Below are 19,891 nucleotides of genomic sequence, written 5' to 3'. Positions count from 1 at the left end.
ATGTGGCCATTTTTTATAATCATATCTTTTGCGAATAAGTTATTCTCTAGCTGAATATGTCACTTATTTGCTGTCATCGGCTTTCATTTTAGGTTAATGCATTGTTTTTTAATTGTTTGAAAATTAAGAGTTGAATAATCACCTCAGTTGCATAGAATTTAACCGTGAGCCGTGCTCACACACTCATTTCACTTTGGATTAACTATTTGCTTGGAGGCGCAACATGAATCATTTCGTTTTTGTTCATACTGTTCGCGTTTCTATCGATCTTACTGCGCCTAAATCGTCTCTTACTACAGACGCCTGTCGTATGTTTGATGATAAAAAAGGCACCGATTTTTAGTTAATCCGTAACCTTGAGATAGGCTGCGGAAAAATGGCAGCTTATCAAAGTGTTGATCCACCTTGTTTGCCCCCATTTTTCCAGCCGTCAACGTTTAGTTTACTACTGGAGAATACTCATGCGTCATTCAATTTATTTACAACTTGCTACTTTACTGGTCCGTGCTGATTTACGCCGTGAAGAGCGTCAATGGCAACGAAATGTTCGCCGTCATGCTTTTGAGCTGCCTTTTAATAGCCAACACTTGCTTAAAGATATTGGCTTAGAAAGTGATGGACGCGCTATTGGCGTTTCTGTCCCTGACTCAATTAAAGCTGAACGTCATATTCGTCATCTTCGCCGTGTGTTAAGTATGCGAATAACAACGTAAAACGAGGGGCTAGTGGCTTCGCTAGCCCCGAAGATATCTACGGACAAGGGTTGGAGTAAGTCGTCCCAATCTCTTGAATTTTAAGAAGCAATTCATTACTGAGTACGGCATCTAAACTATCGATATTTGTTTTCAACTGCTCTAGGTTTGTCGCGCCAATGATATTGGATGCGACAAACGGACGTTGATTGACAAACGCCAACGCCATCTGTGCTGGATCAAGGCCATACTGGTTAGCAAGCTCAACATAAGCGTGAGTGGCTTGTACACCTTGCGCCGTAAAATAGCGAGAAAAGCGTTCAAATAGGCTGCACCGAGCACCGTCAGGTCTTGCGCCATTTAAATATTTACCACTCAGGCAACCAAACGCCAGTGGCGAGTAAGCCAGCAGTTGAACACCTTCGAAGTGGCTAATCTCAGATAAGCCAATTTCAAAGCTGCGATTCAGTAAATTATAAGGGTTTTGGATAGAGACAATTCTTGCTAGATCGTGTTTTTCTGCCAATTTTAGCAATGTCATCACACCCCACGGGGTATCATTTGATACACCGATGTAACGCACTTTTCCAGCCTTGACGAGATCATTAAGCGCTTCGAGCGTTTCGATTAAAGTGACTTCTTCTTGCTGATCAGGATAAGGGTAGTTAAGTTGGCCGAACATGTTCGTTTGGCGTTGAGGCCAATGTAATTGATACAAATCGACATAGTCTGTTTTTAAGCGTCTTAAACTATCATCAATCGCTAAATGAATGTTGCGTCTATCGAGTGACATCTTTTCGCGGATGTGAGGCACGTTACGCGGGCCTGCCACTTTAGTCGCTAACACCACTTTTTCACGTTTACCTGATTTTTCTAACCAGTTGCCAATATAGCTTTCGGTCAGACCTTGGGTTTTACCGTTGGGGGGAACTGGGTACATTTCCGCAGTATCGATGAAATTCACACCTTGGTCTAAGGCGTAATCGAGCTGCTCAAAGGCTTGTTGTTGGCTATTTTGTTCACCAAAAGTCATGGTACCTAAGCAGATCTTGCTCACTTCCAGTGTGGAATGAGGCAGTTTGGTGTATTGCATATTCCTTCCTTGATGCTCTCGCTGGTGGAGTGTGTGACGTTTTTACTATAAGCGAAGATGGCAGTGAAACGGAAACGAATTGTGCAGTGAAAGATCAAACGGTTACGTTTTTTCATGAGCAATAACGAGCACTTTTAAATAAAGTGTTGCTCAAGAATGCTCGCGGTAAATTGAGTTCGAAGATAAAAGCCTCGTGGCAGGGTTTTGATAGGTTTGCCATTAGCACCGTATGCTTCGGTTAATGCTCGCCCGTTTGCCGCTTTTGGCCTGAGCTGTAATACTTCACCGTGCTTAGCGGTGATCTGCTCAACTTTGCCAAGAACGATGAACTCCATCAGTTCTTCCCAATCATTTTTTAGCTGCTGTTCTTGTGCAGGTGAAGGGCTCCATAGTAATGGCGAGCCGACATGGCGCTGGGCTAGGGGGATCTCTCGCTCACCCTCTATTGGGATCCACAGTACTCGAGAGAGTTTATTTCGCACGTGGCTTTGCTCCCATGTTAAACCATGAACACCAGTGAGTGGGGCCACACACACAAACGTTGTTTCGAGCGGTTTTCCAGTGTAACTGATTGGAATACTTTTGAGCTCGATACCTAATTGCTCGAAATCTTGCTGAGGTTTGCTGCCTGCCGTTGCACCCAAATGCCACTCTAATAGCTGACCGACCCATCCTTTATCTTTTTTTAAGTCAGGGGGCACGGTCATCTTGGCTTCTTCGGCCAGTTGACTAAAGCTTAAGCCTGCAATGTCTTGGGCTCTAAGCATTAATTCATGTTCAGTTTTAGGTGCAGGTTTCATGATACTTTGAATGATAAAAACGCGATTGTAGCAAATTCTTATACACAATGTGCTGTCGTTTCTTTTGCTTAAAAGATCATCGCAATTCAAGTTATCCACAGGTTGATCGGAAAAATATTCCATTTTTTGTTTGTATGTATGCATTTACAGGGTTTTGCTTGAGAGAGTGGGCCTCTTAATCAGTAAATCTTATTTCTACTAGAGTGGGGGTGTGGATAACGAGCTAATTGGTGGATCTTTGAGCATGTTGTGAAAGGATCAATTTTTTGTTAATTGCAACGTAATGTGAATAATGGAAAACCCAATTAATTCATTGTTTTTAATGTATTTAATTTATTATTATCTTTTTTATATTGGTCCGTATTCTTTTGCTTTTTGGGGAAGTAAGTCGCTATCTAGAGATTCTTCACATAGTTACTCACAGAAAAGGTGAATAAATGTGGCTGGTGTCGCATTATTTTGTTGATAACTTTAAATTTGATGAAAAGTTATCCAATTAATGATTAGGAATACATAAATCTCGTGTTAATCACACTAGTAAGTTTGCTCCTATTGGGGATATGTGGAAAAATCAAAGCAATTAAGATTTTACTAGAGGTTGGCCAGTGATCGATGGCGATGGTTACCGACTCAATGTTGGTATTGTGATTTGTAACAACCATGGTCAGGTATTCTGGGCGAAACGATACGGACAACACTCTTGGCAGTTTCCACAAGGTGGAATTGACGACGATGAAACTCCTGAACAAGCGATGTTTAGAGAGCTTTACGAAGAGGTTGGGCTTACAAAGAAAGATGTGAAAATCATAGCAACAAGCCGTCATTGGTTAAGATATAAATTACCAAAACGGCTCGTTCGTTGGGATTCTCAACCTGTCTGTATTGGGCAAAAACAGAAATGGTTTCTTCTGCGCTTAGAGTGTGATGAATCAAGAATCAACATGCAGCGCGGCAGTACCCCTGAATTTGATGGTTGGCGTTGGGTCAGTTATTGGTATCCAGTGAGGCAAGTAGTCTCTTTCAAGCGAGATGTTTATCGTCGTGCCATGAAAGAGTTTGCATCATTCGCGATGCCATTTAAAGAACGTAATAACAAAGGTAAGCGCAAAAATAAAAGAGGATAGACATGCTCTCTCAGCTAAGGGAAATAGTTGAACAAGTATCCAAGGTAGAAGATGTACACCAAGCCTTGGATATTTTGGTTAAGCAAACGTGCAATGCGATGAGTACCGAGTGTTGCACTGTCTATCTTGCTAACGAAGAAAAACATCGTCTAGAACTGATGGCAACGCAAGGCTTAAAGTTCAAAGGCGACAAAATCCACATCGGTTTTGACGAAGGTTTAGTGGGCTTAGTGAAACGTTCAGCTGAGCCAATCAACATTGCTGAAGCATCGAAACATCCTAATTTTAAATACTTCAAACAGCTTGGCGAAGAGGTGTATCAAAGCTTTCTTGGTACGCCGATTATTCATCGCAAGCGAGTATTGGGTGTCTTGGTCGTGCAGCAAAAAACACCTCGCTTATTTAGTGAGATGGAAGAGTCTTTTATTGTCACTCTGGCGGCGCAAGTGGCCGTGATTATTGCTCATGCTCAAACACAAGGGCAGTGGCTGCTTTCGAAAAAGCAGTTATCCACCAGTGGCATTGCTGCGTCATCTGGCATCGCGATTGGTGAGTTTTGGTGGGATGACACCCAGCCTCAACTGTCTGATGTTTACCCCGCCTCAACGCTCGATATTGAACGAGAACAAGAGTGGCTAGTGCTGGCGGTAGAAAGCGCCTTGAACGATTTTCGTCGTTTAAGAAAAAAACTCGATAGTGATATTAATAAAGATGCGTTAGCCATCTTCGATCTCTTTACTCATCTACTCAATGATCCGATGCTACGCAACGATCTGAAAAGCCAGATCCAAAAAGGCGATCGTGCAGATTGGGCATTACGGCAAGTTGTGGAGAGTTATTCCAACCGTTTTGCGAAGATGTCAGATGTTTACTTACGTGAGCGTGCACAGGATATTCGTGAGCTAGGTCAGAGACTGCTATTTTTTTTGCACAACACTGAGCATGATCAGCAGCAACTTGATAAACCGATCATTTTGGTGGTACGCGAACTTACTGCTTCAATTCTCGCCGCTATTCCTAAAGATAAATTACTGGCGGTGGTCTCTTTAGAAGGGGCTGCTAATTCCCACGCAGCAATATTGTCACGGGCGCTGGGCATTCCCGCAGTGATGGGGATTTCACTTAATCTCAAGGAGATCAACGGTAAAAAGGGCATTGTCGATGGTTATAGCGGCAAGGTTTTTATCTCACCAAATAGACAAATTCTGGCGGAATATCGCGCTTTAGCTTATGAAGAAAGCGAACTTTCTCAAATGGTTAATGAAACCATTGCAGAAGCTCCTTTTACGCAAGATGGCACACGTATTGAAGTGATGCTCAATGCTGGATTAAGTGCGGATACCAACATCGCAATTAACCAAGGGGTTGATGGTGTCGGGCTGTATCGAACCGAAATTTCCTTTTTGCTGCAACATCGCTTTCCATCAGAAGAAGAACAAGTGCAGCAGTATCGCAGCGTTTTGAACGCTTATCCTGATAAACGGGTGGTGATGAGAACGTTAGACATTGGTGGCGATAAAGCACTGCCTTATCTACCCATTGAAGAAGACAATCCCTTTCTTGGCTGGCGAGGCATTCGTTTTACGCTCGATCATCCCGATATCTTTTTGATTCAACTGCGGGCGATGATGCGTGCCAGCGGCGATAACCAAAATCTCAGCATTTTATTGCCCATGATTTCAGGAACGAAAGAGTTGGACGACGCAATGCGGTTGATTGAGCAAGCGTATCGAGAAGTTTCTAGCGTTGATGATCGGATCATAATGCCCAAGATTGGCATTATGATTGAAGTACCATCGATGATTTATCTTCTACCATTGATTGCGAGCAAAGTGGACTTTGTTTCGGTTGGAACCAACGATTTAACCCAATATTTGTTGGCCGTTGATCGGAACAATGCACATGTTGCTGATGTCTATGACTCCATGCATCCAGCGGTGGTGATGGCGCTTAAACAGATTTTAGAGACTTGCCAGTCTCATCGTATACCTGTTTGTGTGTGTGGTGAGTTGGCCGGAGACCCTATCGGTTCACTGTTATTAATTGGTTTGGGTTATCGCATGCTAAGTATGAATACCTCCAACGTAGCCAAGGTCAAATATTTGGTGAGGCACTCTCAATTAGGACAGTTACAGCGACTTGCTGACAAAGCGTTGATGCAACCTTACGGCAACGACATTTATAATATGATGCACTCATACTTTGAAGATAAAGGCTTTGCTGGCTTTATCCGCGCAGGCAAAAAATAGGAAGCAATGTGAATTTTGAGTTGATGGTGTTGATGGTGTTATTGGGCTCAGTCGTTGGTTTTATGGCTGGTTTACTGGGCATTGGTGGTGGTTTAATTGTCGTTCCGGCGTTGCTTCTTTTGCTTCCCAAGGCGGGTATTTCCCCCGAACTTAGTATGCATTTAGCGTTAGCGACATCGCTAGCGACCATCATTGTTACTTCGGCTTCTTCGGCATTAAATCACCTTAAATTGGGCAATGTGGATATGTTTGTCGTCAAGTGGCTCATGCCCGGCGTTATCGTCGGTGGGTTTGTTGGCTCAATGATCGCAGATGTGATTCCGACTCAATATCTACCGAAAGTATTTGGCGTGATTGTTTTTTGCCTGGCGATTCAAATGTTTTTATCGATAAAAGCGCAAATGCAAAGATCGATGCCCGGTGCGTGGGTGACCATGCTATGTGGCAGTGGTATTGGTATTGTTTCGAGTTTAGCTGGAATTGGTGGCGGTTCACTCTCCGTTCCTTTTTTGAATCGCCATGGCGTTGAAATGCGTAAAGCCGTCGGTTCTTCTTCTGTCTGTGGCTGTGTGATCGCAATCTCTGGCATGATTGGTTTTATTTTGCACGGCTATCAAGTGGAGAATTTACCACCTTACAGCATTGGCTATGTCTATTTACCTGCGTTGGTCGCCATTGCTTCGACCTCTATTCTCACTACTCGATTAGGAGCGCGTTACGCGACTCAGTTACCGACGGTGGTATTGAAAAAAATATTCTCCGTTTTTCTGATGGTTATAGCGGCAACTATGCTGTTTTAATCACTTATTATCTTCACCTCATTTTTAGTAAGAGAACACGTTTATGTCTCAGGGTTTTATACAGTTCCCAAATATTGATCCCGTGCTGATTGCGATTGGCCCTATATCCATTCGCTGGTACGGCTTAATGTATTTAGTTGGTTTTGTTTTTGCGATGTGGCTTGCCAATCGCAGAGCGGACAAACCAAATAGTGGCTGGACTCGTGAGCAAGTCTCGGATTTGCTGTTTGCTGGATTTTTAGGGGTGGTCATTGGTGGTCGCGTCGGTTATGTGTTGTTTTACAATTTTGATCTGTTTCTCCAAGACCCGCTCTATCTCTTTAAAGTGTGGACAGGCGGGATGTCTTTCCATGGTGGTCTACTTGGCGTGATCAGTGCAATGTTTTGGTATGCACGGAAAAATAACCGGACGTTTTTTGGTGTCGCCGATTTTGTGGCTCCTTTGGTTCCATTTGGTTTAGGCATGGGACGACTAGGCAACTTCATGAACAGTGAATTGTGGGGGCGAGTAACCGATGTTCCATGGGCGATCATTTTTCCAAACGGCGGGCCTTTGCCTCGTCATCCATCACAGCTTTATGAGTTTTTCTTAGAAGGGATTGTGCTGTTTATTATATTGAACCTGTTTATCCGCAAAAATCGGCCAATTGGTTCAGTCTCAGGGCTATTTTTGATAGGCTACGGAACATTCCGTTTCCTTGTCGAATATGTTCGTGAACCTGATGCACAATTAGGATTGTTCGCTGGATTTATCTCCATGGGGCAAATCCTGTCGCTACCGATGATCATTGTCGGTGCACTGATGATGGTATGGGCGTACAAGGTTAACCATAAAGTGACTCAATAGTGTTAAGGATAGTTTGTGAAACAGTATCTTGAACTTTGTCAGCGAATTGTTGATGAGGGCGTTTGGATCGAAAATGAACGTACCGCCAAACGCTGCCTAACGGTGGTTAACGCTGATCTCACCTACGATGTAGGTCAGAATCAATTCCCGTTAGTGACAACGCGTAAAAGCTTCTGGAAAGCCGCAGTTGCTGAGCTACTTGGTTATATTCGTGGCTACGATAATGCAGCCGATTTTCGCGCTTTAGGAACCAAAACGTGGGATGCAAATGCGAATTTAAATGCAGCTTGGCTTAACAATCCATACCGCAAAGGTGAAGATGATATGGGCCGCGTGTATGGAGTTCAAGGACGTGCGTGGGCCAAGGCGGATGGTGGGCAGATTGATCAACTGCGTAAGATTGTTGATGATCTTTCACGTGGCGTTGATGATAGAGGCGAAATCCTAAACTTTTACAACCCAGGTGAGTTTCATATGGGTTGCTTGCGCCCCTGCATGTACAGTCATCACTTTTCTTTGTTGGGTGATACTTTGTATCTCAATAGTACGCAACGCTCGTGTGATGTCCCGCTTGGCTTGAATTTTAATATGGTTCAGGTCTACGTGTTCCTCGCAATTATGGCGCAAATTACCGGCAAAAAAGCTGGCGTGGCCTACCATAAGATCGTCAATACGCATATCTATGAAGACCAACTGGCGTTGATGAAAGATGTACAACTTAAGCGTGAACCACTCCCTATGGCGAAGTTTCATATCAACCCGAAAATTAAAACGCTAGAAGATCTTGAAACTTGGGTTACCTTGGATGATTTCTGGATTGAAGGCTACCAATGCCATGATGCCATCCAGTACCCATTTTCGGTTTAGTTGCTCTCTCGCATTATTAAAAAGTACTGTTTTCTAGTTGTAAAAAATCCCCGAAGCGTTGCTCGGGGATTTTTTTTGATCTGTCGTGTGGTTTGTTCGTTACTTAAGCCGTTAGTGCCAGTATACCGCCAGGCATAATGATAAAGACCGATAGTAAATAACCCGCAACGACCGCTTTATTCTTTGTTGCCATCTCAGCAATCATTTCTGCGCCTTTAATTGGCAGTTCACGTAAAAACGGAACCCCATAGATCAACACAGTGGCTAATACATTAAAGGTTAAGTGGACTAAAGCAATTTGCAAGGCAAATACCGCAAACTCACCAGAAACGGCCGTTGCCGCGAGTAGGGCGGTAATGCAAGTGCCAATATTAGCCCCTAAAGTGAATGGGTAAACATCGCGTACTTTCAATACACCAGTGCCGACCAGCGGAACCATTAAACTGGTGGTAGTTGAAGAAGATTGAACCAATACAGTGACGATTGAACCTGAAAGGATACCGTGCAGCGGTCCGCGTCCAATGGCATCTTTGAGTATCTCTTTCGCACGACCCACCATCAAACTCTTCATGAGCTTACCCATGACAGTGATAGCCACAAAAATGGTCGCAATACCAAGAACAATCAACATCACGCCACCTACAACTTCACCAAAAGTGATCAGCTGGCCTTTTAGTGCCGTGATAATTGGGCTCGTGATAGGTTTGATAAAATCGAGTCCTTTCATGCTCATATCACCAGTAGAGAGCAAAGGTGACACAAGCCAATGAGAAATTTTCTCTAAAATACCAAACATCATCTCTAACGGTAGGAAAATCAGTACCGCCAAAAGATTAAAGAAGTCGTGAATTGTTGCACTTGCAAAAGCGCGTTTAAATTCGACTTGGCAACGAACGTGTCCAAGGCTAACAAGCGTGTTGGTTACTGTGGTGCCAATATTGGCACCCATAACCATTGGGATCGCCATTTCAACAGGTAATCCGCCAGCCACAAGACCGACAATGATAGAGGTTACGGTGCTTGAAGATTGAATCAATGCTGTGGCGACTAACCCTATCATCAACCCCGCTATTGGGTGTGAGGCAAACTCAAACAGTACCTTAGCTTGATCACCTGTCGCCCATTTAAATCCACTACCTACCATCGCCACTGCAAGTAGCAGTAGGTAGAGCATGAATGCCAAGTTCGCCCAACGCAGCCAGCGAGTGGTACTCGCAATGGGTGCAGCAGTAGTTGTCGCTTGGTTCATTTTCTTTTCTCCATTGACCTTTTGAGTGTTGTTCGGTCTGTTGTTGAATCTGAGCGAGATAGTAGAGAATAATTATTTCATTTATATGACAGTGTGTTTCTCATTGATAACTCTGATAAAAACAAGTTTCACGGTGACTTTTAATTCTTTATTTATTGAATTTTCATGATGTTATGCGATTTTAACAACGTGGAGGAGGAGGGCGAGGGACGCTAGTTTTAGATATTTTATGACGAAGTTGTCATTTTTGAACTCTAACTGCTCGGTATTAAGATTAGCTAACGTTCTTAAGTTCGGTTTTTCCGAGTTAATTGCTCATTTGGCTTGGGTTTGTTATAAACAACGACCAAATAAAATTGAGTGTCCTTATCATGTTTCACCTCAACTACAATCATCTTTACTACTTCTGGATGGTATGCAAGCAGGGATCGGTCACTAAAGCTGCAGAAGCACTCTTCTTGACTCCGCAAACCGTCACTGGGCAAATTAAGGCTTTTGAAGAGCGCATGGATGGTAAGCTTACTAAGCGTAATGGTCGTAGCATTGAACCGACAGAACTTGGGCAACTGGTTTTTAAATATGCTGACCGGATGTTCGGCTTAAGTTATGAGATGCTCGATATTGTCAATTATAGTCAGCGCTCTAATCTGCTGTTTGATGTAGGAGTGGCGGATGCCCTCTCTAAACGGCTTGTCAGTAAAATACTGATGACGACGGTCCCGGCCGATAGCAGTATCCACTTGCGTTGTTTTGAATCGACCCATGAAATGTTGTTAGAGCAACTTTCACAACACAAATTGGATATGATTCTCTCTGATTATCCCGTCGATTCCAGCCAAAGCCCGGGCCTGTTCAGCAAAAAACTGGGTGAGAGTCACATGAGTTTTTTTTGTTCAGGCAAGGTTGAAAATGTCTCTTTTCCCGCCATTTTAGAGCAGAGAAAGTTGTTGATACCGGGAAGCCGAACCGCGATGGGGCGTAATCTATTGCAATGGTTTGACCGTCAAGGCCTGAAGCCGAATATTCTGGGGGAGTTTGATGATGCGGCATTGATGAAAGCTTTTGCGCGTTATCATCATGATGCAATTTTTTTAGCGCCCTCAATCTATGTGACTGAAGTTGGTGATGATCTTCCTTTGCAACTCATCGGTCAGATTGATGATTTAAAAGAAGAGTACTACGTCATTTTTGCTGAGAGGATGATCCAACATCCGGCAGTGAAAAATGTTTGCGATGCAGATTTTAATAATTTGTTTGTATGATGCTTTCACTACTAACGATAAATAGATTACTATCTCATTATCTAGCAATATTATTAATTATCGCTTGCCAAGTAATACTAATCTAAACTGGTTATACGCCTTCTGATGCCGTTATTGACGCTCTATTGAATGGTTGCCGTCATAAACGGTATAACAATTAAACTACGTAGAAAAAGGTACTAACCTTACTTATAAACTCATAACCTGTTGGGTTAAGGAAGATGCAAACTTGTGATGCGTTTGATGTAAGAAGTTGTTCCAAGGGAGCTTATTCATGAACCTACAAGAAATGGAAAAAAATTCCGCTAAAGCAGTGGTGTTGTTAAAGGCTATGGCTAACGAAAGACGCCTACAAATATTGTGTTTATTACACAATCAAGAACTGTCGGTTGGTGAGCTATGTGGGAAATTAGAATTGAGTCAATCGGCACTTTCGCAGCATCTTGCTTGGTTAAGAAGAGATGGGTTAGTGGATACAAGAAAAGAAGCTCAGACGGTTTACTACACACTCAGCAGCCATGAGATCAAGGCGATGATTGAGTTGTTACACGGTTTATACTGCCGCTAGTGTTTTGAAAAATACACAATCCGAAATTATGTTTCAGTAACATAGTTCGGATTTTTTTATATTAAAATTAGAGTAAATACTTTACTTGACATTGCAGATATAAAAAAACCGGCCTTAGCCGGTTTTTATTTTCGCGTGGAACCAAGTCTAAATTATAGAGCTTTGATTGCTGCAGCGAAACGAGACTTATGGCGAGCAGCTTTGTTCTTGTGAACAAGACCTTTAGTCGACATACGGTCAAGGATTGGTGTAACTGCAGCAAATGCAGCAGTTGCAGCTTCTTTATCGCCAGCTGCGATAGCTGCGATGGTTTTCTTCATGTAAGTGCGCATCATAGAACGACGGCTAGCATTATGCTGACGACGTTTCTCAGCTTGGATAGCGCGCTTCTTAGCAGATTTACTATTTGCCAAGGGTCTAACTCCCAAAAACTTAGTTCGGTGACAATTTAAGGGCGGGGAATATCCCTTATTTGCTCTCAATTGTCAAATGATTTGTGCAAAAACCGTTCTAGGCCAAACAAATTTTGGTATAGGAAGGTCATCGCGGTTAAGATGCGGGGATTCTAACAGTATTTTTTTTCCAATGCTAATACTTATCTGATCTCGCACTGACATTCCTTATGTGTTGCTGTGGATAATGACGTTTTGGCTTGTTTTTCGAGGTAATAGTGAGCAAACGCCTACTCAAATCTGGCTTGATTGTCAGTGCTATGACGTTGATTTCTCGTGTGTTGGGCCTAGTTCGTGACGTAGTTGTTGCGAATTTGATGGGGGCAGGTGCGAGTGCCGATGTTTTTTTCTTTGCTAATAAAATTCCTAACTTTTTACGTCGGCTATTTGCCGAAGGGGCTTTTTCTCAAGCGTTTGTTCCAGTACTGACCGAATACCATTCATCCGGAGATATCAATAAAACACGCGAACTGATTGCTAAAGCATCTGGCACATTGGGGGTTATTGTCACTTTGGTGACTGTTGTGGGGATCTTATGCTCTGGTGCGGTCACGGCACTGTTTGGGGCTGGTTGGTTTTTAGATTGGCTTAATGATGGTCCTGATGCGCATAAGTTTGAGCTTGCGAGTTTATTATTAAAAATCACTTTTCCTTACTTATGGTTCATCACTTTTGTTGCTTTATCAGGAGCGATTCTCAATACCTTGGGCAAGTTTGCCGTCTCTTCTTTTACCCCTGTATTTTTGAATGTGATGATCATCGGTTGCGCTTGGTTTTTGTCGCCGCACTTACAACAACCGGAAATTGGCTTGGCGATTGGTGTCCTTCTTGGAGGATTGGTCCAGTTTCTATTTCAAATTCCATTTTTGCTCAAAGCAGGTTTATTGGTTTGGCCTCAATGGGGTTGGAATGAACCGGGGGTTGTGAAAATTCGCACCTTGATGTTGCCCGCTCTTTTTGGGGTATCGGTCAGTCAAATTAACTTATTGCTGGACACCTTCATTGCCAGCTTCTTACAAACGGGCTCCATCAGCTGGCTTTACTATTCAGACCGTTTGCTAGAATTTCCGTTAGGCTTATTTGGTATTGCGATCGCTACCGTTATTTTGCCTGCATTATCCCGTAAACATGTTGATGCCCACAGCGAAGGATTTTCGCAAACCATGGATTGGGGTATTCGTATGGTTTGTCTGCTCGGTTTTCCTGCGATGTTAGGCCTGATTGTGTTGGCAAAACCGATGCTTATGGTGCTATTTATGCGAGGTGAGTTTACCCCGAATGATGTCAATCAAACGGCGTTGTCACTCTATGCATTTGGTTTGGGCTTGATCAGTTTTATGCTGATCAAAGTGCTTGCACCAGGGTACTACTCTCGGCAAGACACCAAAACGCCAGTTCGTTATGGCATTATCGCCATGATCTCTAATATGGTCTTCAATGCGCTTTTAGCGTGGCATTTAAGTTATGTTGGTTTGGCGTTAGCTACGTCATTATCTGCTTTTATCAACATGGCACTGCTTTACCGAGGGTTACATGTGCAAGGGGTGTATCAGATCACCCGTAAAACTATTGGTTTTATTATTCGCTTAATGTTGGCCAGCAGTGCGATGGTTGTGGTCATTGTTTGGCAATTGGAAGAAATGTCAACGTGGCTAGAGTGGAGTCTGACACAGAGGGCTACATCATTGGTGATGCTGATCAGTATCGGTGCGGTCAGTTATTTGCTTTGCCTAGCCGTGCTTGGCGTGCGTTTAAAAGACTTAAAAGCGGCGACAGATTAATGGTGATTAGTATATAATCCGTCGGTTTCGCACCTTGCTAATTGAGAACTATAGGTTTTAAGCATTTTCTAATGGAATTGATTCGCGGCATTCACAATATCAAGCCACAGCATCATGGCTGTGTATTAACCATCGGAAACTTTGATGGTGTTCATTTAGGACATCAGCAAGTTTTGAAGCAAGTATCCAAGAAAGCGCAATTATTGGGTTTACCTTCGGTGGTCATGACGTTTGAACCGCAGCCATTAGAATTATTTGCCAAGCACAATGCACCAGCTCGGTTAACTCGATTACGTGATAAATTTGTGCAATTGAACAAGCAGTCGGTTGACAGATTGTTATGTGTGAATTTTAACCAGCACTTTGCTAATTTAACGGCAGAAGCTTTTATTCGTGACTTGTTGGTCGCTCAGTTGGGTGTTAAGTTTCTGGTGATTGGTGATGATTTTTGTTTTGGTAAAAATCGCCAAGGTAATTTCAGTATGCTGCAGCAAGCTGGGCAACAGTTCGGTTTTGAGGTGGTAAGTACCCACAGTTTTTGCTTGCAACAACAGCGGGTGAGTAGTACTGCTATTCGTAACGCTTTAGCAAGCGATGACTTAGTGTTAGCTAAGCAGATGCTCGGTCGTGATTACGGTATCAGTGGTCGAGTGTCGCATGGTCAAAAGTTAGGGCGAACCATTGGTTTCCCTACAGCGAACATTCCGCTTAAGCGCTGTGTTTCACCGGTCTCTGGTGTTTACGTCGTCAATGTCTATGGCCTTGATAACTCGCCCATCGGAGGAATTGCCAATATTGGTAATAGGCCAACAGTCAACGGGGTTCGCCAACAACTTGAAGTACACTTGTTTGACTTTCATGCCAATTTATATGGCAAACAGCTAGAAGTGGCACTTTTACATAAGCTTCGAGATGAAAAGAAATTTGAATCTTTTGGAGCGTTAAAGCAACAAATTGAATTGGATGCTGATGCGGCAAGGGTGTGGTTGCATCAGCTAAAGAATTAGTCGGATTATTCCACCGATTAATATCATGTCTAACGTCGCCCAATATAACGGAATTAAGAATCGATGAGTGATTATAAAGATACCCTGAACCTACCTGAAACAGGGTTTCCAATGCGTGGCGATCTGGCTAAACGTGAGCCAGAAATGTTAAAGCGTTGGTATCAAGAAGATCTTTACGGCGAAATCCGTAAAGCCAAAAAAGGCAAAAAATCTTTCGTATTGCACGATGGCCCTCCTTATGCCAACGGTGATATTCATATTGGTCACGCACTGAATAAGATTCTTAAAGACATTATTATCAAATCGAAAACCTTATCTGGTTTTGACGCGCCTTACATCCCAGGTTGGGACTGTCACGGGCTACCTATCGAATTGATGGTAGAGAAAAAAGTCGGCAAACCGGGCCAGAAAGTGACCGCGGCTGAGTTTCGTGAAAAATGCCGTGAATATGCAGCAGGTCAAGTGGAAGGCCAGAAAGAGAGCTTTAAGCGTTTGGGCATCATGGGTGAGTGGGATAAACCTTATCGCACCATGGATTTCGCCACCGAAGCGAACATTATTCGCGCATTGGGTAAAATTGCCGATAAAGGCCACCTGCTGAAAGGTTTCAAACCTGTTCACTGGTGTACTGATTGTGGTTCAGCACTGGCTGAAGCGGAAGTTGAATACAAAGATAAAGTGTCACCTTCGATTGACGTACGATTCAAAGCAGCCGATGAAGCGGCGCTGCTTGAAAAGTTCACGCTCGCGGCTGATCACGCCGGCCACGGTGAAGTGTCGATTGTCATTTGGACAACCACACCTTGGACCTTGCCAGCTAACCGCGCAGTCTGCTTACGTGATGATCTTGAATATGTTTTGCTGCAAATTGAAGCAGACGGTGAACGCTCTGCTGAACGCATTATCGTTGCGTCAGAACTTGCAAAAAGTGTCATGGATCGTGCTGGTATCAGTCATTACCACAATCTTGGTTTTTGCCGAGGCGCAGACCTTGAACTAATGTCTTTTAATCATCCATTTTACGCATTTACTGTGCCTGCGATTTTGGGTGAGCACGTAACTACTGAATCGGGTACTGGTGTCGTTCATACTGCACCTGGTCATGGTCAAGAAGACTTCGTGGTCGGTCAGCAATACGGCCTTGAAGTAGCCAACCCTGTCGGTTCAAACGGCGTATATCTAGCAGACACCGAGCTATTTGCTGGTCAACATGTGTTTAAAGCGAATGACTCTGTACTTGAAGTACTGAAAGAAAAAGGTGCTTTGTTGCACCACCATGCCTACGAGCATAGTTATCCTCATTGCTGGCGTCATAAAACCCCAATCATTTTCCGTGCAACACCACAATGGTTTGTTTCTATGGAGCAAGCCGGTCTGCGCGCCCAAGCTCTAGAATCGATCAAAGGTGTACAGTGGATGCCTGAATGGGGTCAAAGCCGCATCGAAGCAATGATTGAAGGTCGTCCTGAATGGTGTATTTCTCGTCAGCGTACTTGGGGTGTACCGATTGCGCTATTTGTGCATAAAGAGACGGCAGAACTTCATCCTAATAGCCCTGCGCTGATTGAAACAGTGGCGCAATTGGTAGAACAAAAAGGGATTCAAGCGTGGTGGGATGTTGACACTGCTGAGATCTTGGGCGAAGAAGATGCCAAGCATTACGAAAAAGTACTCGATACGCTGGATGTGTGGTTCGACTCTGGTGTGACTCACTACGCCGTTGTTGATAAGCGCGAAGAGTTCAATGGTCACGGTGCAGATCTGTACCTTGAAGGTTCAGATCAGCATCGTGGTTGGTTCCAATCTTCATTGATTTCATCGGTAGCAATGAAAGGTGCTGCGCCTTACAAACAAGTATTGACGCATGGCTTTGTGGTCGATGGTCATGGCCGCAAGATGTCAAAATCAATCGGCAACGTGGTTGCGCCAAAAGATGTCACCAATAAACTGGGTGCAGACATCCTGCGTCTATGGGTTGCATCGACTGATTACACTGGTGAAGTGGCGGTTTCTGACGAAATTCTAAAACGTTCGGCGGATGCTTATCGCCGTATCCGTAATACAGCACGTTTCTTCTTAGCCAACCTCAATGGGTTTAACCCAGCAACGGATATGGTTGCAGCTGATGAGATGGTGTCGCTGGATCGCTGGGCCGTAGGCCGTGCCTTTGCGGCGCAACAAGAAATTGTCAAAGCATATGAAGAGTATAATACGCATGGCGTGATCCAACGCTTGATGCACTTCTGCTCAATTGAAATGGGTTCGTTCTACCTTGATGTGATTAAAGATCGCCAATACACCGCTAAACAAGGTGCACATGCACAGCGTAGCTGTCAAACGGCGCTGTATTACATCGTTGAGGCTTTGGTTCGTTGGATGGCACCGATCATGTCATTTACGGCTGATGAAATTTGGAACGAAATGCCAGCGATGCAAGCTAATGGCGAGCCGCGTGAAAAATTTGTCTTCACGGGTGAGTGGTTTGAAGGTCTGTTTGGGTTAACTGAAGGCGAAGAGTTGAACAATGAATTTTGGGCAGAGATGCAAAAAGTTCGTAGCTCGGTGAACAAGTTGCTTGAAACTGCTCGCAGTGAAAAAATCATTGGTGGCTCATTACAAGCTGAAGTGGTGCTGTTTGCTGATGACGCTTTAGTGGCTCAGTTAAACAAGCTTGAAGATGAACTGCGTTTTGTACTGCTGACATCAAAAGCGATAGTGAAGCCTCTGGCTGAGAAAAGCGATGCGGCACAAGCAACGGAAACTGCAGGTTTGTTTGTGTTGGTGAGCGCAACGGAAGCAGAGAAGTGCGATCGCTGTTGGCATCATACTCCTGACGTAGGCACTATCACTGGTCATGAAACTATTTGTGGCCGTTGTGTGTCGAACGTGGATGGTGAAGGCGAAGTTCGTAAGTTCGCTTAATAATATTGGGATTCAATATGGCAGAGCAGACGCTTACTTGGAAACAATCAGGAGTTCGCTGGCTATGGCTAGCGCTTCTGGTCTTTACCCTTGATGTCGGTATAAAGCTGATGGTCATGGATAACATGGGGTATGGTTGGGCAAATCGCATCGAAGTAATGCCTTTTTTTAACCTACTTTATGTACATAACTATGGTGCGGCATTTAGCTTTTTAGGTGATCAAGCGGGTTGGCAACGTTGGTTGTTTACCGCTATCGCCTTTGCGGTGACGGGGCTCCTCACTTACTGGATGAGTAAGCTGCCTGCGCAAGAGAAGTGGCATAATATCGCTTATGCCATGATTATTGGTGGTGCAATCGGCAACGTGTTTGATCGTATCGTGCACGGTTTTGTGGTTGATTATCTTGATTTCTACTGGGGCAATTATCACTGGCCAGCGTTTAACTTGGCTGACAGTGCCATTTGCCTTGGTGCAGCAATGATTATCCTTGATGGCTTTCGTAAAAAAGACGATGCGCACTCATAATGGCTAAAATAGTTGAATAACCCTAAGCGCTGTCTGTTGATTCAGGTGGCGCTTTTTGTTTACTCTTCATCTCTAAAAATACGGTGGCGATAGGCGTACTAAAAACGGGCATTTTTATGTCGTTATGGATGCCTTGTCTCCACACTAAAATAAATAAAGAGAAATCACGTGACGACAATAAAAGCAAACAGTGCGGTAACCCTACACTTCACCATTAAATTAAAAGATGGCTCTATTGCGGATAGCACTCATAATATGGGCAAACCAGCGAAATTGGTTATTGGTGATGGCAGTCTAAGCGACAATTTTGAGTTGTGCTTAATCGGTCTGAGTGCCGGAGAATCCAAAACCATTGAGTTAAAAGCCGAAGACGCGTTTGGTTTGTCTAACCCAGATAACATCCACCATATGGATCGCGCCAAATTTGCCGGTAATACTGAGGTGGAAGTTGGCACGATTATGGCGTTTAGTGGCCGCGATGGCTTAGAAATTCCTGGCATTATCACCGCTATTGCGGGCGATTCGGTAACGGTTGATTTTAACCACCCACTTGCAGGACAAGATGTCATTTTTGATGTTGAAATTTTGTCTGTAGAATAATTGGCAACTTGCGATAACCCTATTCAATGAGCAATGAAATGAAAATATTGTTAGCCAACCCTCGTGGTTTTTGCGCCGGTGTTGATCGTGCGATCAGCATTGTTGAACGCGCACTTGAGCTGTATCAGCCTCCGATTTATGTACGACATGAAGTGGTGCATAACCGCTTTGTGGTGGAAGGGCTGAAGCAGCGCGGGGCCATTTTTGTTGAGGACTTACACGAAGTACCTGATGACAATATTGTGATCTTTTCTGCTCATGGCGTTTCGCAAGCGGTGAGACTTGAAGCGAAAGCGCGTGCATTAACCGTGTTTGATGCCACTTGCCCTTTGGTGACTAAAGTGCATATGGAAGTGGCTCGAGCCAGTCGCCGCAGTATGGAAGTAGTGCTGATTGGCCATGCAGGTCATCCTGAAGTGGAAGGAACCATGGGCCAATACGCCAGTAAAAAAGGCGGCATGTACTTGGTTGAAAAACCGGAAGATGTTGAAACGCTAAAAGCTATCGTTAAAGATCCGACTAATTTACATTATGTTAGCCAAACCACCTTGTCGGTGGATGAAACAGCCGATGTGATTGATAAATTGCGTGAAGTGTTTCCCGATATTCAGGGACCACGTAAAGATGATATCTGTTACGCGACACAAAACCGCCAAGATGCGGTGCGTCAACTTGCATTGGATGTTGATTTGGTGGTGGTGGTGGGCTCGAAAAACTCATCAAACTCTACGCGTTTAAAAGAATTGGCGGAAAAGCTCGGAACGCCGGGTTACTTGATTGATTGCCCTGAAGATATTGATCCAACGTGGTTTGATGGTAAGAAAACCGTTGGCGTCACGGCCGGCGCATCGGCACCCGAAGCATTAGTGAATCAGATCCTAGATCGAATTAAAGAGCTTGGTGCTCAATCGGTTGAAGAAGTGCTTGGACGAGAAGAGAACATGTTTTTTGAAGTGCCCAAAGAGCTGCAAATCAAGCAAATCGACTAGTCAATAAAAAGTATTTGAATTAGACGTACTAATAAAAGAAGAAGGGCTTCCAAATGGAAGCC

Annotated in this window: 18 protein-coding genes; 14 read left to right on the top strand and 4 right to left on the bottom strand. The window is 43.9% G+C overall.

From position 1 onward, the window contains the following. Positions 1 to 461 precede the first annotated feature (461 nt). Positions 462 to 713, top strand: coding sequence for a hypothetical protein (locus B9J87_RS05485; RefSeq protein WP_010319130.1), 252 nt, complete (start codon positions 462 to 464; stop codon positions 711 to 713). A gap of 37 nt (positions 714 to 750) precedes the next feature. Here B9J87_RS05485 and B9J87_RS05480 read toward each other — a convergent pair whose 3' ends face one another. Next, positions 751 to 1,785, bottom strand: coding sequence for an NADP(H)-dependent aldo-keto reductase (locus B9J87_RS05480; protein ID WP_094149674.1), 1,035 nt, complete (start codon positions 1,783 to 1,785; stop codon positions 751 to 753). A gap of 134 nt (positions 1,786 to 1,919) precedes the next feature. Next, positions 1,920 to 2,585 (bottom strand): DNA mismatch repair endonuclease MutH, encoded by a 666-nt coding sequence (gene mutH / locus B9J87_RS05475; RefSeq protein ID WP_026028083.1) that lies wholly within the window; start codon positions 2,583 to 2,585, stop codon positions 1,920 to 1,922. 605 nt (positions 2,586 to 3,190) lie between these two features. Between mutH and rppH the strand changes: the two genes are divergently transcribed. The 5 genes from rppH to B9J87_RS05450 are packed head-to-tail and all read left to right on the top strand — an operon-like array spanning position 3,191 to position 8,472. Further along, positions 3,191 to 3,709, top strand: coding sequence for an RNA pyrophosphohydrolase (rppH, locus tag B9J87_RS05470; protein WP_010319133.1), 519 nt, complete (start codon positions 3,191 to 3,193; stop codon positions 3,707 to 3,709). Between the two features lie 2 nt (positions 3,710 to 3,711). Next, entirely contained in the window at positions 3,712 to 5,958 is a 2,247-nt protein-coding gene (gene ptsP, locus B9J87_RS05465; protein WP_019281127.1) for a phosphoenolpyruvate--protein phosphotransferase, read from the top strand. Positions 5,959 to 5,966: 8 nt separating this feature from the next. Next, positions 5,967 to 6,758: a sulfite exporter TauE/SafE family protein gene (locus B9J87_RS05460; RefSeq protein WP_176429486.1), complete on the top strand. Its 792-nt coding sequence runs from the start codon at positions 5,967 to 5,969 to the stop codon at positions 6,756 to 6,758. Between the two features lie 43 nt (positions 6,759 to 6,801). After that, a complete protein-coding gene (lgt, locus tag B9J87_RS05455; RefSeq protein WP_013857591.1) occupies positions 6,802 to 7,605 on the top strand; it encodes a prolipoprotein diacylglyceryl transferase in 804 nt (267 codons plus the stop codon). Positions 7,606 to 7,620: 15 nt separating this feature from the next. Next, entirely contained in the window at positions 7,621 to 8,472 is an 852-nt protein-coding gene (locus B9J87_RS05450; protein ID WP_094149672.1) for a thymidylate synthase, read from the top strand. 103 nt (positions 8,473 to 8,575) lie between these two features. Here the strand turns inward: B9J87_RS05450 and B9J87_RS05445 are convergent, their stop codons facing one another. Next, positions 8,576 to 9,721 (bottom strand): Na/Pi symporter, encoded by a 1,146-nt coding sequence (locus B9J87_RS05445; RefSeq protein WP_017047902.1) that lies wholly within the window; start codon positions 9,719 to 9,721, stop codon positions 8,576 to 8,578. 371 nt (positions 9,722 to 10,092) lie between these two features. On the opposite strand from B9J87_RS05445, the gene nhaR reads away from it, so the two are divergent. After that, positions 10,093 to 10,983, top strand: a complete 891-nt coding sequence (nhaR, locus tag B9J87_RS05440; RefSeq protein ID WP_026027442.1) for a transcriptional activator NhaR — start codon at positions 10,093 to 10,095, stop codon at positions 10,981 to 10,983. Positions 10,984 to 11,257: 274 nt separating this feature from the next. Then, positions 11,258 to 11,551 carry an ArsR/SmtB family transcription factor gene (locus B9J87_RS05435; RefSeq protein WP_026028082.1) on the top strand — a complete coding sequence of 98 codons (294 nt, stop codon included), beginning with the start codon at positions 11,258 to 11,260 and terminating at the stop codon, positions 11,549 to 11,551. 152 nt (positions 11,552 to 11,703) lie between these two features. On the opposite strand, the gene rpsT is transcribed toward B9J87_RS05435, so the two are convergent. Then, positions 11,704 to 11,964, bottom strand: a complete 261-nt coding sequence (gene rpsT, locus B9J87_RS05430; RefSeq protein ID WP_026027444.1) for a 30S ribosomal protein S20 — start codon at positions 11,962 to 11,964, stop codon at positions 11,704 to 11,706. 257 nt (positions 11,965 to 12,221) lie between these two features. Here rpsT and murJ point away from each other — a divergent pair, with 257 nt between their 5' ends. From murJ to ispH, 6 genes are all read left to right on the top strand, one after another. Further along, on the top strand, positions 12,222 to 13,784 hold the full coding sequence (gene murJ / locus B9J87_RS05425) for a murein biosynthesis integral membrane protein MurJ (protein ID WP_094149669.1): 1,563 nt from the start codon (positions 12,222 to 12,224) through the stop codon (positions 13,782 to 13,784). 71 nt (positions 13,785 to 13,855) lie between these two features. Next, on the top strand, positions 13,856 to 14,791 hold the full coding sequence (gene ribF, locus B9J87_RS05420) for a bifunctional riboflavin kinase/FAD synthetase (RefSeq protein ID WP_026028079.1): 936 nt from the start codon (positions 13,856 to 13,858) through the stop codon (positions 14,789 to 14,791). A gap of 63 nt (positions 14,792 to 14,854) precedes the next feature. Next, positions 14,855 to 17,713 (top strand): isoleucine--tRNA ligase, encoded by a 2,859-nt coding sequence (ileS, locus tag B9J87_RS05415; RefSeq protein WP_094149667.1) that lies wholly within the window; start codon positions 14,855 to 14,857, stop codon positions 17,711 to 17,713. Between the two features lie 17 nt (positions 17,714 to 17,730). Then, entirely contained in the window at positions 17,731 to 18,240 is a 510-nt protein-coding gene (lspA, locus tag B9J87_RS05410; protein WP_026028078.1) for a signal peptidase II, read from the top strand. Positions 18,241 to 18,408: 168 nt separating this feature from the next. Continuing rightward, positions 18,409 to 18,840, top strand: coding sequence for an FKBP-type peptidyl-prolyl cis-trans isomerase (gene fkpB / locus B9J87_RS05405; protein WP_013857554.1), 432 nt, complete (start codon positions 18,409 to 18,411; stop codon positions 18,838 to 18,840). A gap of 26 nt (positions 18,841 to 18,866) precedes the next feature. Beyond that, positions 18,867 to 19,829 carry a 4-hydroxy-3-methylbut-2-enyl diphosphate reductase gene (gene ispH, locus B9J87_RS05400; protein ID WP_166538010.1) on the top strand — a complete coding sequence of 321 codons (963 nt, stop codon included), beginning with the start codon at positions 18,867 to 18,869 and terminating at the stop codon, positions 19,827 to 19,829. Positions 19,830 to 19,891 lie beyond the last annotated feature (62 nt).

Origin of the sequence: Vibrio sp. V19_P1S1T109 (genome assembly GCF_002241375.1) — a bacterium.
GTDB lineage: Bacteria > Pseudomonadota > Gammaproteobacteria > Enterobacterales > Vibrionaceae > Vibrio > Vibrio anguillarum.
This window is presented reverse-complemented; position numbering and strand designations above follow the sequence as displayed.

Excerpts from the sequence above, each read along its gene's own strand:
- lgt (WP_013857591.1), top strand. The coding sequence starts at position 6,802 with ATGTCTCAGGGTTTTATACAGTTCCCAAATATTGATCCCGTGCTGATT.
- mutH (WP_026028083.1), bottom strand. The coding sequence starts at position 2,585 with ATGAAACCTGCACCTAAAACTGAACATGAATTAATGCTTAGAGCCCAA.
- nhaR (WP_026027442.1), top strand. The coding sequence starts at position 10,093 with ATGTTTCACCTCAACTACAATCATCTTTACTACTTCTGGATGGTATGC.
- ileS (WP_094149667.1), top strand. The coding sequence starts at position 14,855 with ATGAGTGATTATAAAGATACCCTGAACCTACCTGAAACAGGGTTTCCA.
- B9J87_RS05435 (WP_026028082.1), top strand. The coding sequence starts at position 11,258 with ATGAACCTACAAGAAATGGAAAAAAATTCCGCTAAAGCAGTGGTGTTG.
- ptsP (WP_019281127.1), top strand. The coding sequence starts at position 3,712 with ATGCTCTCTCAGCTAAGGGAAATAGTTGAACAAGTATCCAAGGTAGAA.
- B9J87_RS05480 (WP_094149674.1), bottom strand. The coding sequence starts at position 1,785 with ATGCAATACACCAAACTGCCTCATTCCACACTGGAAGTGAGCAAGATC.
- ispH (WP_166538010.1), top strand. The coding sequence starts at position 18,867 with ATGAGCAATGAAATGAAAATATTGTTAGCCAACCCTCGTGGTTTTTGC.
- B9J87_RS05485 (WP_010319130.1), top strand. The coding sequence starts at position 462 with ATGCGTCATTCAATTTATTTACAACTTGCTACTTTACTGGTCCGTGCT.
- B9J87_RS05445 (WP_017047902.1), bottom strand. The coding sequence starts at position 9,721 with ATGAACCAAGCGACAACTACTGCTGCACCCATTGCGAGTACCACTCGC.
- lspA (WP_026028078.1), top strand. The coding sequence starts at position 17,731 with ATGGCAGAGCAGACGCTTACTTGGAAACAATCAGGAGTTCGCTGGCTA.
- ribF (WP_026028079.1), top strand. The coding sequence starts at position 13,856 with ATGGAATTGATTCGCGGCATTCACAATATCAAGCCACAGCATCATGGC.